The 13,657-nt window shown below is 41.0% G+C and carries 16 protein-coding genes; 1 reads left to right on the top strand and 15 read right to left on the bottom strand.

Annotation, left to right across the window (positions count from 1 at the left end):
* Positions 1–23: 23 nt before the first annotated feature.
* The 14 genes from BM086_RS05155 to BM086_RS05220 all read right to left on the bottom strand — a co-directional run bounded on the left by BM086_RS05155 (position 24) and on the right by BM086_RS05220 (position 12,295).
* Entirely contained in the window at positions 24–587 is a 564-nt protein-coding gene (locus tag BM086_RS05155) for a flavin reductase family protein (RefSeq protein WP_092324410.1), read from the bottom strand.
* Between the two features lie 39 nt (positions 588–626).
* A complete protein-coding gene (locus BM086_RS05160; protein ID WP_092324413.1) occupies positions 627–1,169 on the bottom strand; it encodes a hypothetical protein in 543 nt (180 codons plus the stop codon).
* Between the two features lie 351 nt (positions 1,170–1,520).
* Positions 1,521–2,387, bottom strand: a complete 867-nt coding sequence (locus BM086_RS05165) for a MerR family transcriptional regulator (RefSeq protein ID WP_092324416.1) — start codon at positions 2,385–2,387, stop codon at positions 1,521–1,523.
* A 92-nt stretch (positions 2,388–2,479) separates the two neighbouring features.
* Positions 2,480–2,929 carry a GNAT family N-acetyltransferase gene (locus BM086_RS05170; RefSeq protein ID WP_092324419.1) on the bottom strand — a complete coding sequence of 150 codons (450 nt, stop codon included), beginning with the start codon at positions 2,927–2,929 and terminating at the stop codon, positions 2,480–2,482.
* A 21-nt stretch (positions 2,930–2,950) separates the two neighbouring features.
* Entirely contained in the window at positions 2,951–3,226 is a 276-nt protein-coding gene (locus tag BM086_RS05175) for a GNAT family N-acetyltransferase (RefSeq protein WP_330391524.1), read from the bottom strand.
* 399 nt (positions 3,227–3,625) lie between these two features.
* Entirely contained in the window at positions 3,626–4,453 is an 828-nt protein-coding gene (locus BM086_RS05180) for a methyltransferase domain-containing protein (RefSeq protein ID WP_092324425.1), read from the bottom strand.
* Positions 4,454–4,553: 100 nt separating this feature from the next.
* Positions 4,554–5,096, bottom strand: a complete 543-nt coding sequence (locus BM086_RS05185) for a DUF3267 domain-containing protein (protein ID WP_175560110.1) — start codon at positions 5,094–5,096, stop codon at positions 4,554–4,556.
* A 93-nt stretch (positions 5,097–5,189) separates the two neighbouring features.
* A complete protein-coding gene (locus tag BM086_RS05190) occupies positions 5,190–5,987 on the bottom strand; it encodes a CPBP family intramembrane glutamic endopeptidase (RefSeq protein WP_092324431.1) in 798 nt (265 codons plus the stop codon).
* 320 nt (positions 5,988–6,307) lie between these two features.
* Positions 6,308–8,443 carry a DEAD/DEAH box helicase gene (locus tag BM086_RS05195; RefSeq protein WP_092324434.1) on the bottom strand — a complete coding sequence of 712 codons (2,136 nt, stop codon included), beginning with the start codon at positions 8,441–8,443 and terminating at the stop codon, positions 6,308–6,310.
* A gap of 127 nt (positions 8,444–8,570) precedes the next feature.
* Entirely contained in the window at positions 8,571–9,173 is a 603-nt protein-coding gene (locus tag BM086_RS05200) for an alpha/beta hydrolase (protein WP_092324436.1), read from the bottom strand.
* A gap of 88 nt (positions 9,174–9,261) precedes the next feature.
* A complete protein-coding gene (locus tag BM086_RS05205) occupies positions 9,262–9,783 on the bottom strand; it encodes a DUF4256 domain-containing protein (protein ID WP_026528618.1) in 522 nt (173 codons plus the stop codon).
* 279 nt (positions 9,784–10,062) lie between these two features.
* Positions 10,063–10,362 (bottom strand): hypothetical protein, encoded by a 300-nt coding sequence (locus tag BM086_RS21875; protein WP_242952126.1) that lies wholly within the window; start codon positions 10,360–10,362, stop codon positions 10,063–10,065.
* Between the two features lie 133 nt (positions 10,363–10,495).
* Positions 10,496–11,443 carry an L-lactate dehydrogenase gene (locus tag BM086_RS05215; RefSeq protein ID WP_092324439.1) on the bottom strand — a complete coding sequence of 316 codons (948 nt, stop codon included), beginning with the start codon at positions 11,441–11,443 and terminating at the stop codon, positions 10,496–10,498.
* Between the two features lie 81 nt (positions 11,444–11,524).
* Positions 11,525–12,295, bottom strand: a complete 771-nt coding sequence (locus BM086_RS05220) for an ATP-binding protein (RefSeq protein ID WP_092324441.1) — start codon at positions 12,293–12,295, stop codon at positions 11,525–11,527.
* A 104-nt stretch (positions 12,296–12,399) separates the two neighbouring features.
* Between BM086_RS05220 and BM086_RS05225 the strand changes: the two genes are divergently transcribed.
* Positions 12,400–13,059 carry a Crp/Fnr family transcriptional regulator gene (locus BM086_RS05225; RefSeq protein WP_092324443.1) on the top strand — a complete coding sequence of 220 codons (660 nt, stop codon included), beginning with the start codon at positions 12,400–12,402 and terminating at the stop codon, positions 13,057–13,059.
* 123 nt (positions 13,060–13,182) lie between these two features.
* Here the strand turns inward: BM086_RS05225 and BM086_RS05230 are convergent.
* Positions 13,183–13,657, bottom strand: a 475-nt coding sequence (locus BM086_RS05230) for an MFS transporter (protein WP_141107699.1), incomplete at its 5' end; no start/stop codon positions are given.

Consider the following 13,657-nt stretch of genomic DNA (forward strand, 5'->3'; position numbering starts at 1 on the left):
AAAAACGGAAATATATTTATCTGTTATTTTGCAAAATCTCCGATTTTTCCTAGCATTTTACCAAGACTATGATATCTTCCTGAATAGATGACTGGATCCAGTACCGTAAGATCAATGTCAAATATATCTTCACATTCAAGTCTTTCATCCATCTGTATATTGCGGATATGACAAAAGAAAGTAGTTGAATCTCCAGTCTCGACAGTTCTTGCAACCTCGCATTCATACACCCATCGGCTTTCATTCAATACAGGAACATCCAACACCTCTCCCCTCACAACCTCATAGGAAATATCATTCTTAGCGCCATCTTTGGCATGTTTAGAGCCAAAATAATCCATAAGCGGCAGCATATCTATGCTGACAAGGTTTGCACTAAAAACTCCGGTTCTTAGAACGTTTTTCTTAGTCATCTTAGTTCCTGCCATACTTATAACAAATAAATATTGATCACCATCTTCATGCGTTGCACTTGCCCAGGTGATAGGAGCAAAGTTTGCAGAACCATCCTCGTTTTTCGTGCCAATAATAAAAGAAGGCTGAACACACATAGAGTATTTAGGATCAACAGATCGTCTTTTTGCCATTTTTTCTCCTTAGATAGTAATTTTATACAGGAAATATATTTATTGGATACTATTCAATAATTCTAAATTAGCTTTTTCATATTCATTGAAAACATTATCTGTAAAAGTAAAATTAAGAGTGCCTTTGCCATCCCATCCATCATCAGTAAATGAATAAACTAATTGATTATCATGGATTTCTCCAGAAAAATCTATATTAGCAATACGGTCAGTTGTTCCTTGTTGAGAAAATAGAGAACCGGATGCTTGATTTCCGTTGGAAATATTAAGAGTTAGTTTTGTGCCACCATTTTCAAGTAATTCTTCATTGCTAATGCCATCTGTTGTCCAAACTCCTGAATATCTTGAATAATCATTTTCTTCTTTAGCTTCATCAGACTGTGATGATTCTGAATTAGCACTCTGACCAACTATATTTTCAGTCTCACCGCCCGCATTGTCATTTGTATTCTCAGAAGCCTTTATATCCGGTTGTGCTTCAAAAATAGAACTGCTTTTGTTATCTTCAGCATCACTTACACACCATGTAAGTACTATAGCCGCTGCTGTGATAGCAAGTCCACGTGTTATCAACTTTTTCATAAGTGCCCGTACTTGTTAGATGTTTCAGATATAGCTTTTTTCAGATCGCGCCCAGTACAAGTCTACGATCTGGTTATCTTCCATGCTCTGCTCCTTTCTCTAGTGATAAGGCCTTTCATATATATAGATCGGAAAACCGAGAGATTCGTCACATAAAATGCAGGATTTATTATAGCACATGTTTAAAAAGCCCTCGTCCGTCAAAGGCAAAAGCAATAGCCCAAAAAGGAAGCAACCATTCTGATTGCTTCCTCATAGATTTTAATTAACATATAATACCCATATTTACAGAAAAATGCATACTCTCTCGTTTATCCTGGAAATCAAAGGTTTTTCTTCCGATAGAACTTACTATTGGCCCATCTTGCTTGGAGTTGTATAGAATGACTCTATCGCCTCTCCTAGGTATTTTGCCGATCCACTTCCATATACTGAATCCAGAGCCGCTATCAGTTTTTCATTTTCCTGATATTCCTTTGCAATATCCATCAAAAGAGGCTCGGCATCCTTAACCTGATAAAGTTGTTTTGCCACGAAATCATACTCGCCGATCAGCTGTCGAACTTCAAACGTAGTAACGTCTGTCCCCTTCTTTTCAGAAATCCTCCTCTGAATATCGTCGATTCTCTTCTGGTAAGCTGCAAATACTTCTGAATTCGGTTGATTCTTGACGGATTCTTTTACGGCCTCCTTTCCGCCGTACCACTCTACTATTTTCGCAAAATTCTTCTGAACCTTTTCATCGGAAGCAGCTTCCTTCATATACTGTTCCCACGCCTCGATGCTTCCATAATGATCAACGAAGATCTGCTTCTGCGATTCATTCATGTTCTGAAGCATATCGGTGAACAAGGTGCGGATTTCTGTCTCATCAAATACTGTTAAATCCATGTTTTGATCTCCTTTCAACATTTCGTCAATACTGGCGATTATGCGCTCGATTCTCTGTGATTTTGCGCAGAGCATTTCACGCTGTTTAGCCAGGACAGTGTTACGATCAAGATCCGGATTATCCATAATGAGCTTAATGTCCGCAAGCGGAAAATCCAGTTCGCGGAACACAAGGATCTGTCCAAGCTTATCTATGGCTTTATCGTCATAAAACCTGTATCCCGTTTTCTTAACTTCAGTAGGTCTGAAAAGACCGATCTCATCGTAATAATGAAGCGTGCGCACCGAGATACCCGTAAGTTTGGATACTTCCTTTACTGGCTTCATCAAAAAGAGTCATATCGCATTCCAGAGTGTTTCCTGATACCTCCATCTCGAAAAGCTTTATCTTTTCCTTTTCTTCAGGGGTTGCATTCATATCATCTCTCTATCTTCTTAAAAAGCCGGGCGCTCCAAAAAGTCATGTCCAACTCATCAAGATAGAAGTGGAATATTGCCTTCCAATTCTTTGTGGCAGTGCTTAAGACCATATACTCAGCTTCGCTTTTAACTGCATCTTCGACGAACCTGAAAAGATTTTCTCCAATACCCTGAGACCGTTTCTCTGGAGTCACATATAGTTCTTCAACCTCAAAATACGGGGTACCTTCCGGCATTATGGACTTCATCTGCTTCGATTGATAAACCTTACCAAACAGATATCCTACAATGTTGCCATCATCTTCTGCAAAGAAAATTCGATTGCCTTCTATATCAGATTTGTCATTAGGACGATAACCGTAGCAACTGTTCTCCACTGTCCAGTCCTCTGAAAAATGAATCAGCTGAGCAAGAACAGTCTCATCTAAATCTACTTCATGAATAAGCATCTTGTCCTCCGTAAATCCCTTTTAGTCTGACAGTTCAATCCAATATTTCTGCATGTTCGCTCCCTTATGTGGCTCTTGAACCGTAGATTCATAAACGCCACCATTCTTCAGGATTGTTCGTCTGCTGGCTTCATTTGTGTCGATACAAGCTATGAGCACTTTATGAATACCCATTTCTTTGCATTTTGTTAATCCGATTTGAAGCATCTGCGTAGCATACCCCTTTCGGCGCTCGTTTGGTGCTCTGTTGACTATCTTTGCAAATTTCAAATCTAAACAGCAATGTTTCTTCCTCAACTCATATTTTTATCATAGTTATGGAAGTTTTGTTGAAAAAAAAACAGGATATATTTTTAGTCTAAAACTCATAGTAATTGCGCGTTATGGACTAAAAATATTGGTTTTAAATATCATTCATTAACCTACACTTCAATGATTTTTCTTCGTATTTAATACATCATTCGCCCCACAAGTCTGAGATCTTAGATATGTTGTATTGTGTTCCCTCTATATATCTAAGATCCGCCTGTTCAACATAGTTTTGTACATTGTATCCGCAACCACCCAAAAGAATTATATTGACTTTCAGTAACGGGCGTTGCATAGTTTCAACTCGTGGAAAGTTTACTTCGAAAGTCTGAAAACTCGAACAGCTCGCAGAAGAAGCATATTGCCCCGGAATAACTATTTTGCTAATTACTTCAGACTCTTTCTTACTGGCTTATTGGAAATCATAATATCTATGCAATGCTTGTGCGGCATTCCACCGCTATTGCAATCATAAATCACTTCATCCATCTGAGATATTACCCAATCGTGATAATATGTGAAAATCTCTCCTGACTTCCATGAATATCTGAAAGCTTTTTTCTTCTTATCGCTAACTTCAATGAATGGCTTCTCAACAAATACTTTAATAGCGTTTAGCCCGTTTTCATTGGTATGCTCTTTTAAATGCTCAATAATACTTGCCCTCAGATCAGGCTTCATATAGTCGAATACACCACTGCTGAAAATAATGTCATAATTATCCTGTAGTCTGTAATCATTTAGATCTGCCTGGAAAAAATCTACGTGAATCCCGTTATTTTCTGCTAACCGCTTACCTTTTTCAATGCCATCAGCGGAAAGATCGAACGCCGTCACCTTATAGCCATTTTTTGCGAAAAATACTGCATCTTTTCCTTCACCACATCCAATATCAAGCACTCTAAGCGGCTTTGTAGGTGGTTTAAGCTTCATGATCTCATAACATGTTTCATTAGGCTGCAGTCCCCAGAAATACTCTTCTTCTTTATATCTGTCATCATAGTATCCATGGGTCTTGAATTCATAGCCCAATAATGCATCTACTGAAGTGTGCAATACATCAGCGATCTGTGGTAACAGGTAGATCTCCGGACAGCTGGATTCATTTTCCCATTTTGACACAGCCTGAAAGCTCACATTAAGCTTATCGGCTAATCCCTGCTGTGTTAATCCAAGTTCCTTTCTTTTGGTTACGATAACATTTCCTATATTCATCAGTTTTCCCTCCATGAATATATTCTAGTTAAGCGTGGCAGGCATTCCTATAACTTGTTTGCTTAGTTTTATCCAACAATTCTACCAACAGTTGAAACAATCAAACCCAATAAGAATGAAGCCCTCTGTTAAACACCTTTCCATCTTTGGGCACTTGTGTAATGCAGTTATAAAAATTCAGGTAATCACCAATTGCACAAAGCGCCATTGATACGGAGTACATTACAACTACTAAAGATACAGGAAAAGATAATGCAGGTACTATGAAAATCCAAATAATATACGGTATAAATCCCAGAATAACAGCAGGGCCAAGTAAGCTTATCATGAACCTGTTCTTTGGTATGTGATCCTCGCAGTAAACAAAAAGAGCTCCTGATTCCGGTGCCACATAGATCTGCTTTTTTACCTCTTTGGGCATAAGAAATGCATGGATGAATTCATGTACATATTGAGAAGCGAAAAGCAATGCCAGGCCTATTGCAAAAGGTACCATAAAATCCATAAATCTCATATTTGTTGGTTTTCCATATACCGCACCAATTCTAAAGAACGCAAAGATTATCATCAAAGCGACTATCGGGATGGCAAATAATGCTCCCTGCACAAATACCTTTGTGATACTATCAGGTTCTTTAAACATAACACTTCCTTCCGATAACGGCCTCCCTGATGAGATTTGCTCTATATCTCCTTTTAATTTACCTTTATACTCTATATTCCAAAACATATTTCATTATCCTTTCAATACATAGTTGTCATAATTTATTGCAATAAAAAAAGCAACTGCCAACATCGCCGTATATGACACTGCATATCCACCAACGTCAAGAACAGTTAAGCCCAGGCATTCCTCAGGAAATCCGAAAAATGTATTTGGAATCCTTATGACAATATCCCATACGGCATGCAAGATCATCAATAAAGCGATATTCCTTGAAATCATAAAAATGGCTGCTATGAATGATCCCCATATAAAGCAGCTTCCTACCTGCCACTGCGTAGATGAAATATCCTGTCCAAAAAAGAAATTCAGTCCATGGCTTAATCCAAAAATCGCTCCCGCAACCAAAACCGTACATATCCGGCCTTTTTTAGTATTGATGCAGTACTTAAGCAGCCCGCATATAATTAACACTCTGCAAGCTTCTTCGAAAAATCCGGATCCAAACTGCTGTAAACAATCAAGTGCAAACATCCCTGCCACGACAATATTGGTCTTGTTCGCAAAAAGTATAAAAGAAAACTGAACAAGTAGATATGCTATGAATGGAATCAAATAAAACCAGATAGTCCTGGGAATCTCATTAGTAAAGTACTCGCCAAGTTTATATTCGCTTCTATCTTTTCTATAACAACGCTGGATAAGAAACAGCGCAATCAATCCAAATAGAAATCTCAATAGAATATCAACTGCATAACGTCTTATTGGACCATTAAACGCCCCAAGTTTTTGAAGGATTACCTCTGTTGCCAGGAACAAAGCTGTCACTAAGATTCCTTGTCGAGTCGGAATCCAGATATTCTTTCTCATCTATTGCTACTCTCTCCCACAATTCATCTTCATTCTATCAGCTATTATATCAGAGAAATATGAAAAAATGTGATAAAAAGCGGTTCACAATCACTTTCGTGACGCAAACCGCACATAAAGACTGAATTTTATTAACTTCGAAAGTCTGAAAACTCGAGCACTTCGCAGAAGAAGCAAATTGTCTATAAACACATTATCTTCCGATTTTCCGCTCTAAGTCCCTAGAAGGTGGAGCGTTAGGCTGAAATTCAATCGCTCTACAAATCCGAATTCATGTACATCTGGCCGGTTATCCGCTTTTGACGGTTAACAGTAACAAATTACAGCACTGCAGGTAGATATTTCTTGCTTTCTTTTTCAATCACATCACTGATCCATTCCTTGTCCATAAGGTTGTCGAAAGCACCTGCCAGTACTGATTCGCCTGCATAATTGTCGAATTCGTTCTGTTTCTGTTCAAGCACCAGCATCATTTCTTCGTCTATGGTTTCCGGACAAAGAAGATGGTACACCGTCACGTTACTGACCTGGCCCATTCGGTAAACCCTGGAGAGTGCCTGGCTTGTAAGGGACGGCTTTATCTGCGGCTCACAGAATATCACCATGCTGGCAGCCTGTATGTTAAGCCCCACTCCTCCTGCTATTATCTGGCAGAGCAGGATGCTTCCATCTTTTGCCTCGCCAAATCTGTCGACTATATCCTGCCTATGAGCTACGAGTGTATCTCCACTTATAACGCCTATGCACTTATCGCCAAGAATCGCGGCCACTTTGGATATGGTATTTCTAAAGAAGGAATACACAACGACTTTTCTTCCCTCCGCCTTTGCCTCATTGCACAGTTCAAGGAGCCTGCAGGTTTTAGCGGAAGTTTTTATGTCTTCCTGAAGAAAGCCCACGCGGCGCATATCCTGGAAATTCCTGTTCATGACAGCCGCAGTATACGCTTTTTGGTCGTCAAAAGACATTTCGCACCATTCCTGTTTCTCGTCGATAGGAGGCAGCTCTTTTAACACCTGAGTCCTTGTCCTTCGCAGATAAACAGGAGATAGCGCCTCTCTGAATTCCGGAACATGGCTAAGGTGCGCCATTCCTCGAACCTCCTTGGTCATGTCAGGCCTTACAAAATCTATCAGATTGCACATTTCATCGACACGATTCTCCAGAGGTGTCCCGGTCATCATAAGAATGCGCTTGGATTCATTATCAAGGCGCCTAATGTACATGGTCCTCTTGGCATCGGGGTTCTTGATGTAATGCGCCTCATCAATTACCAGCATCTCGAGAGTCATGTGATTGTCGATACGATTCACTATTTTCCCCATGGATTCGTAGTTGGTGATGGCGGCTCCCCCATGATCTCTCCACCTGTCAAATGCATCGTCTAAAGTCTGGCCATGCAGAATGTACGCATCAATGTTGCTGAACTTCGATAGCTCTTTTGACCAGTTGACAAGGACACTGGCCGGGCAGACCACCAGAAAATGGCATAATCCATCCGTGGTTTCTTGAATATGAGCCATGGCAGCTATCGCCTGAATGGTCTTACCAAGGCCCATCTCATCGCCGAGGAGAACCTTGCTTTGATGCAATATATACTTTGCGCCGAATTCCTGATACACACGCAGGTTCCCTCGAAAGGTATTTTGCGAAAGTTGCATGCTACTTATTTCTTCGGCCAGCTGCCCGGGTATGCTGTCGTAGATAAACGGCCTGTTACCACTGCTACTTCCAAGCTTCTCCAGCAGGGCATAGAAATCCGCGCCGTTTAGCGTAAAAGCCTGCACTGCATCTTCGCTAAGAGAATTGATGGCGCAGTGATACCTGTCAATAAGGCCAATGAGCTTTTCAAAGAAATCGCTGTTGCAGAATTCGTATATCTCCGCAACCATATTAATGGTGCGTGTTTTCTTATCGTTTCCGGAAAAGAGCCATCCAAAGCCGCCAAGTATTATACCTGAGGATGCGACTTTCGCGGCATACAGATCAAGGTTTTTGGCCGGCTCCTGAGCCTCTCTGCGCACATCTTCACTCTTTAGATAGCGGTACATCTCAGTAATCAGCTCAGGGTCATTTGCATCAAGCACGATGGAAACCCTTGATGAGAGGCTGTTTGCAAATTCAGTAATAATATGCCTTATGGCCTCTATCTGCTTCTCGCCGATGCCTTCTATGTTCCGGATGTCGTAATCAGTAGCTTTTGCGATCTTCCCAAGGTCGGTATATCCGGCCTCCTGAAGGGCTGCCACGCGTATACCAACCTTGGCATTCTTAAGCTCCTCAACGGAAAATTTGCCAAGAGATTCTCTGGCTTTTTCGGATGCCATCCTTTTGCAAATGGCTTTAATGTGGCTTTCCTGCGAGTCTTTCTCTGCATAGATGCTCTTAAACGCATCGTTGGTGTCATTTATCGCCTTTATTAGTTTTTTCAGATCCTTAAAGTCAGGTTTCTTCATGGCTTCATACCTTTATCGATTTCCCCTTCAGAAAATACGTTATTTATATGCTTTCGAATGGTCTTCTCATCTCTGTCGAACAGCTGAGCCATTTAACTCGTGGTTGAATATCATTATCACTGTAATATTACTTAAATCTTATAAGCCACCTTTTCCTGAATTCTGTTTGCTCATCTGTATGGAACCAGTGCTCTCCATTAGGCATTACCGATAAATCAGCACCTATTACTTCTGCAAATGTCTCCATTGTTTCTAATGATTGGAAGTGGTCTTTCTCACCATATAAAATAAAAGTAGGTACATTCCATACTATAGGATGATTTCTTACCCACACAAGATAGTCCCATGAGAGGACTTCGCCTTCGGGAAGATGAATTGTGCATTTAGCTTTCAAATCCTCGTCGGATACATCTGCATGCTTCATCATATCCTGTATCAAGCGCTCCATGTCTACGATAGGAGAGACAAAAAGCGCCTTTTGGATCATAACCCCTGTACCAGAAACCATTAGAAAATACGCCCCCAAACTAGATGCAAGAACAGTAATAGATGTGTATTTTTCTGCCAACTTTAAGAAATATTCTTTATACTCACTTTCCGCTTCCCAAGGCGTCTCTGATTTATAATCAAAGCCATATGTATCATAATCGGGGAAAATGGACTTAAACTGTTCTGAAGCAGAGGCTGTACCACCCTTACCATGTATGTAAACTAATGCTTTATCTTTCATTGTATATCCTCAAATATATTAGGCAGAATTTTTGCCTGCCTTCTTTAATAGTCCGTTTTACTGGAATTAATCGCTCTACAATCAGAATTTATATAAGCGTATAGCCTCTGAACCCGCGCACGGAATAGTACGAATCCGCCCCGTTATGGAATGTGAAAACCGTTCCGTAACGTCGCTCGCAGAACAATGCACCGCCCTTGTCGCGAATATCATCCGGCGTAGTGATCCAACTTGACGTTTTCAAATCAAATTCCCCGAGACTTTGCAGTCGGCGATAGAGTTCCTCCGTCATGATCAAAACGCCGATTTCTTTTGCTTTCCATTCGGCGCTGCCTGACGGCGGGTTTTTAGCACGCCCCTGTAATGCCTTTTCGTCATAGCACAGGCTTCTGCGCCCAGAAGGGGACTCCTTTGCGCAGTCGCAGAAAATTAGCTTTCCCGTCTTTTCGTCATAGCCGATGGTATCCGGTTCTCCTCCGCTCTCCTCCATCCTTCTCAAAACATCCATAGAGCCCGGATGCTCAAGCAAACGTTTCTCCACGTCAAGCCAACTCAGTTCCATATGAAGGTTCTTATTATCCTGAAACCTCGCTTTTAATATTTCTAACATGGTTTACCCCTCCAATCCCCCGATTTGCCTACATCTTTAGTAAATTCATAACCAATGTTGTCATAATATCTTTTTTTCTGGATATAAATTTTTTGTTTTCTACCCCCGGAACTTTTATCGGAAATTCCGATAGAAGTATCATCAAGTTCTCCTTCAGAAAGAATACTATTCTACAAACGATCGATTTGTCTTTCTAAGCTCACTTCATCTTCAATTATATCAGCATCCAAGCGGCTTACAACCATTTTTGATTGTAAACCGCTTTAGCCATGCACTTCTTCATGCTTCCACCACATCATAAAGATCTTCATCTTTTAGTGACATTCGTGGATTAAGGTTCCCAGCTATGTCATAGTTATTCTTCTTGTCGTACTCTCCAGTCTCTTTGTAATGAGGATGCTGAGTAACATCATATTTATCAGAAAGAAATGGCCTTACTCCGCGGAGCTTCAGGATATCTTTTTCCGAATGAATGTAGCTGAAAGGATTGTAATAGGCACTCTTATTGAAATTGATGGTGTTAAATACCTTTATGTCATAGCCGTGGTTTTTGAGGCACTTTCCTGTTTTGACAACCACGTCTCACTTTGGAAGCGTTTTGTCAAGAACAATATGGTATCAATTGCAAAAATCACACAAAAAAGGAACCGATTTTACTCGATTCCTTCAAGGTCATAACCCGATCAACTTCAAATATAACTCACATCCGTACTCAAAGCGATTCAATTATTACTGCTTTCAAAGTCTCCGATGACTCTAGTAATGCAGCCTTTTCCTGCTCGCTGAGTCTGATTGGCACAGATCCTTCAACGCCATCTCTTCCGACAATAGCCGGCATGCTGAGAGCGACGCCATCAATGCCATTCTCACCGTGCTGAATGCTGGATATAGGAAGAACTGACTTTTCATCACGTATGATAGCCTCACAGATACGCCTTACACTCATGGCAATTCCGTAATAAGTAGCACCTTTTTTCTCGATGATCTCATAAGCACTATTCTTGACAGTTTCAGCAATCTCTTTCATAGCTTTTTCATGCTCGAAATGTCCTCTCATCTCGCAGAAATCATGGATTGGAATTCCTGATACATTTGCACTACTCCATGCTGCTATCTCGCTGTCTCCGTGTTCACCTATGATAAATGCATGTACTGAACGGCTGTCTACACTCAGGTGCTCACCAAGAAGATATTTGAATCTGGCCGTATCAAGTACTGTTCCTGAGCCAAATACTCTGTTTTCAGGGAAGTCACTGAATTTGGCTGCTGCGTATGTAAGAACATCAACAGGATTAGCCACTATCAGAAGAATTCCATCTTTGTTGTACTTTGCTATTTCCGGAATAATCGACTTAAAGATTCCCACGTTCTTTTTTACGAGATCGAGCCTTGTCTCGCCGGGCTTCTGTCCTGCCCCTGCCGTAACAACCACAACTGCAGCATCGCCTGCATCCTTGTAATCTCCGGCATATATCTGCATTGGCTTTGCAAAGGGAAGTCCATGGCTGATATCAAGAGCCTCACCCTCAGCCTTCTCCTTATTCACATCTATCAGCACCATTTCGGAAAAGAGCCCACTCTCCATCAGGGCAAAAGCTGATGCTGACCCAACAAATCCACAACCTACTACTGCTACTTTTCTCTCATTTAATGCTGACATAATATGCCTCCTTTTTCTTGCTACATTCAGTATAAACTCACTTATATCAAAAGCCAATGAAATATGTGCTTACTGGGAAATTTAATCAAGTATCTCACCATTTCTGGAGATTGTCACAACCTGCCAAGGAAGAAATTTTCCGCTATTCTTTATTGCATTCTCTGCGGCTCTCTGCAGCCCTCCGCAGCATGGAACCTCCATTCTTACTATGGTCACACTGACAATATCGTTGTTTGAAATGATCTCCGTAAGCTTCTCAGTATAGTCGCCTTCGTCAAGTTTTGGGCATCCAATCATTGTAACCTTGCCCTTCATAAATTCCTCATGCATGTTAGCGTAGGCGTATGCTGTGCAGTCAGCTGCAATAAGGAGCTTGGCCCCATTATAAAAGTCTGCCTGCGTTGGAAGGAGCTTTATCTGGCATGGCCACTGCATCAGTCTTGATGGATGAGTGCTCATTCTTGATATCATGTCCTGTCCGGGATCAATGTCTTCCTGATTGCCACTCTTAAGTGTCATAAACCTTGAACCGGGGCATCCATGTCCTGCAGCGTGTTGTTCCATTTCTTTCATCATCTTGTTTTCGCACTGATGCATATCTTTTACCAATCCTTTCTTCTCCTGTGCTGCCTTTACTGCTGCTTCGTCATACGCAGGCGCTTCTCTTTCTTCAAAAGAGATTGCTCCCATTGGGCATCCCGGCAGACAGTCCCCAAATCCATCACAGAAGTTCTCTCTTACCAGTTTTGCCTTTCCATTCACAATATCAATGGCTCCTTCATGACATGCGTTTGCGCAGATACCGCAGCCGTTACACTTTTCTTCATCGATTTTTATTATCTTTCTTACCATCATTAAACCTCTCTGTTTGACCTTTGTTCTTGTTCTGATGGTGTCAGTATAATATACTGTTCATAACAAGTATGTTGTTCAAACCACATTTTGGAGAAAAATTTATGAACCTTGAAGGTATAGAAAAGAGTAGATTGTTCAAGGGAATGACAGCTAAAGAACTGTCTTCATGCCTTGCTTCACTGGATGCCAGGGAAAAAAAATATCGAAAAGACGATCTGATTCTCCGCGCGGGAGAGCGAACTTCAAGCATAGGCATGGTACTCTCAGGCAGTGTTACTATTGAAAGCAATGACGTCTGGGGCAATTGCTCTGTCTTAAGCCATGTAGGCCAAAATCAGTTCTTCGCTGAAACCTATGCTCTACTTGGCGAAGTCCTTCTGGTTGATGTCAGAGCAAATGAAAACTGCCGAATTCTCTTTTGCAATATAAGGAACCTTCTTGAAGACAGCAAAAAGAGCTCTCCCTGGAAGGAAAAGCTCCTAAAAAACATACTTATTATTTCATCTCAGAAAAACCTTGTCCTCTCTGGACGCAGTTTCCATACTTCTCCCAAGAGCTGCCGTGGACGCCTATTGTCATATCTCAATGCCATCGCACTCCAGACAAGTTCAAGGGAATTTGACATTCCCTTCAACAGGCAACAGCTTGCCGATTACCTTAACCTCGAAAGGACCAACATGTCAAAAGAACTCTCGCACATGAAAGATGAGGGGCTTATCGAATATAGAAAAAGTCATTTCAAGCTTATTAAGGCGGATTAAATTGGATATTATCGGCCATGCAAATCAAGCCACTTGTGCTTCCATTTATGACTCATTAACCAATTTTCCAGTTATACTTTACACTTCCAGTACGGTAATAATAACTTCCACCAATTTGAATATCTATCGATACTTATTTCGAATATAGAACACTGAAATTACTAAAATGATAGGAAAACCTATACCTGCCAATACTCCTGCCTGCAAATTATTAGCCGCTTTTTCAGATATACTTCCAATAATAGCAGGGCCCATTGCTCCCCCTAAATCTCCTGCGAGCGCTAGAAGTGCAAACATTGCTGTACCTCCAGTTGGAAGTATCTGTGATGATATACTAATTGAACCTGGCCACATTATACCTACAGAAAATCCACATAATGCACATCCAATCAATCCAACCCATGGTATATTTGCCAGTCCGGCAACCAGATAACACATAAGGCACATTACTCCGGATGCCATCATGAAAATTGTCAGATCAACTTTTTCACCGAACTTTCCATAAAGAAGTCTACTGATTCCCATGCACACTGCAAATCCGCAGGGTCCAGCCAAATCTCCAACTGTTTTGGAAACATGTAGTGCTGATTCAGCATAG

Source organism: Butyrivibrio sp. YAB3001 (assembly GCF_900112195.1).
Lineage (GTDB): Bacteria > Bacillota > Clostridia > Lachnospirales > Lachnospiraceae > Butyrivibrio.

Bases quoted from the DNA above. Each gene is read 5' to 3' on its own strand.
- BM086_RS05225 (WP_092324443.1), top strand. From the start codon at position 12,400: ATGAACCTTGAAGGTATAGAAAAGAGTAGATTGTTCAAGGGAATGACA.
- BM086_RS05200 (WP_092324436.1), bottom strand. From the start codon at position 9,173: ATGAAAGATAAAGCATTAGTTTACATACATGGTAAGGGTGGTACAGCC.
- BM086_RS05195 (WP_092324434.1), bottom strand. From the start codon at position 8,443: ATGAAGAAACCTGACTTTAAGGATCTGAAAAAACTAATAAAGGCGATA.
- BM086_RS05160 (WP_092324413.1), bottom strand. From the start codon at position 1,169: ATGAAAAAGTTGATAACACGTGGACTTGCTATCACAGCAGCGGCTATA.
- BM086_RS05205 (WP_026528618.1), bottom strand. From the start codon at position 9,783: ATGTTAGAAATATTAAAAGCGAGGTTTCAGGATAATAAGAACCTTCAT.
- BM086_RS05190 (WP_092324431.1), bottom strand. From the start codon at position 5,987: ATGAGAAAGAATATCTGGATTCCGACTCGACAAGGAATCTTAGTGACA.
- BM086_RS05165 (WP_092324416.1), bottom strand. From the start codon at position 2,387: ATGAAGCCAGTAAAGGAAGTATCCAAACTTACGGGTATCTCGGTGCGC.
- BM086_RS05180 (WP_092324425.1), bottom strand. From the start codon at position 4,453: ATGAATATAGGAAATGTTATCGTAACCAAAAGAAAGGAACTTGGATTA.
- BM086_RS05215 (WP_092324439.1), bottom strand. From the start codon at position 11,443: ATGTCAGCATTAAATGAGAGAAAAGTAGCAGTAGTAGGTTGTGGATTT.
- BM086_RS05185 (WP_175560110.1), bottom strand. From the start codon at position 5,096: ATGTTTAAAGAACCTGATAGTATCACAAAGGTATTTGTGCAGGGAGCA.
- BM086_RS05220 (WP_092324441.1), bottom strand. From the start codon at position 12,295: ATGGTAAGAAAGATAATAAAAATCGATGAAGAAAAGTGTAACGGCTGC.
- BM086_RS05155 (WP_092324410.1), bottom strand. From the start codon at position 587: ATGGCAAAAAGACGATCTGTTGATCCTAAATACTCTATGTGTGTTCAG.
- BM086_RS05170 (WP_092324419.1), bottom strand. From the start codon at position 2,929: ATGCTTATTCATGAAGTAGATTTAGATGAGACTGTTCTTGCTCAGCTG.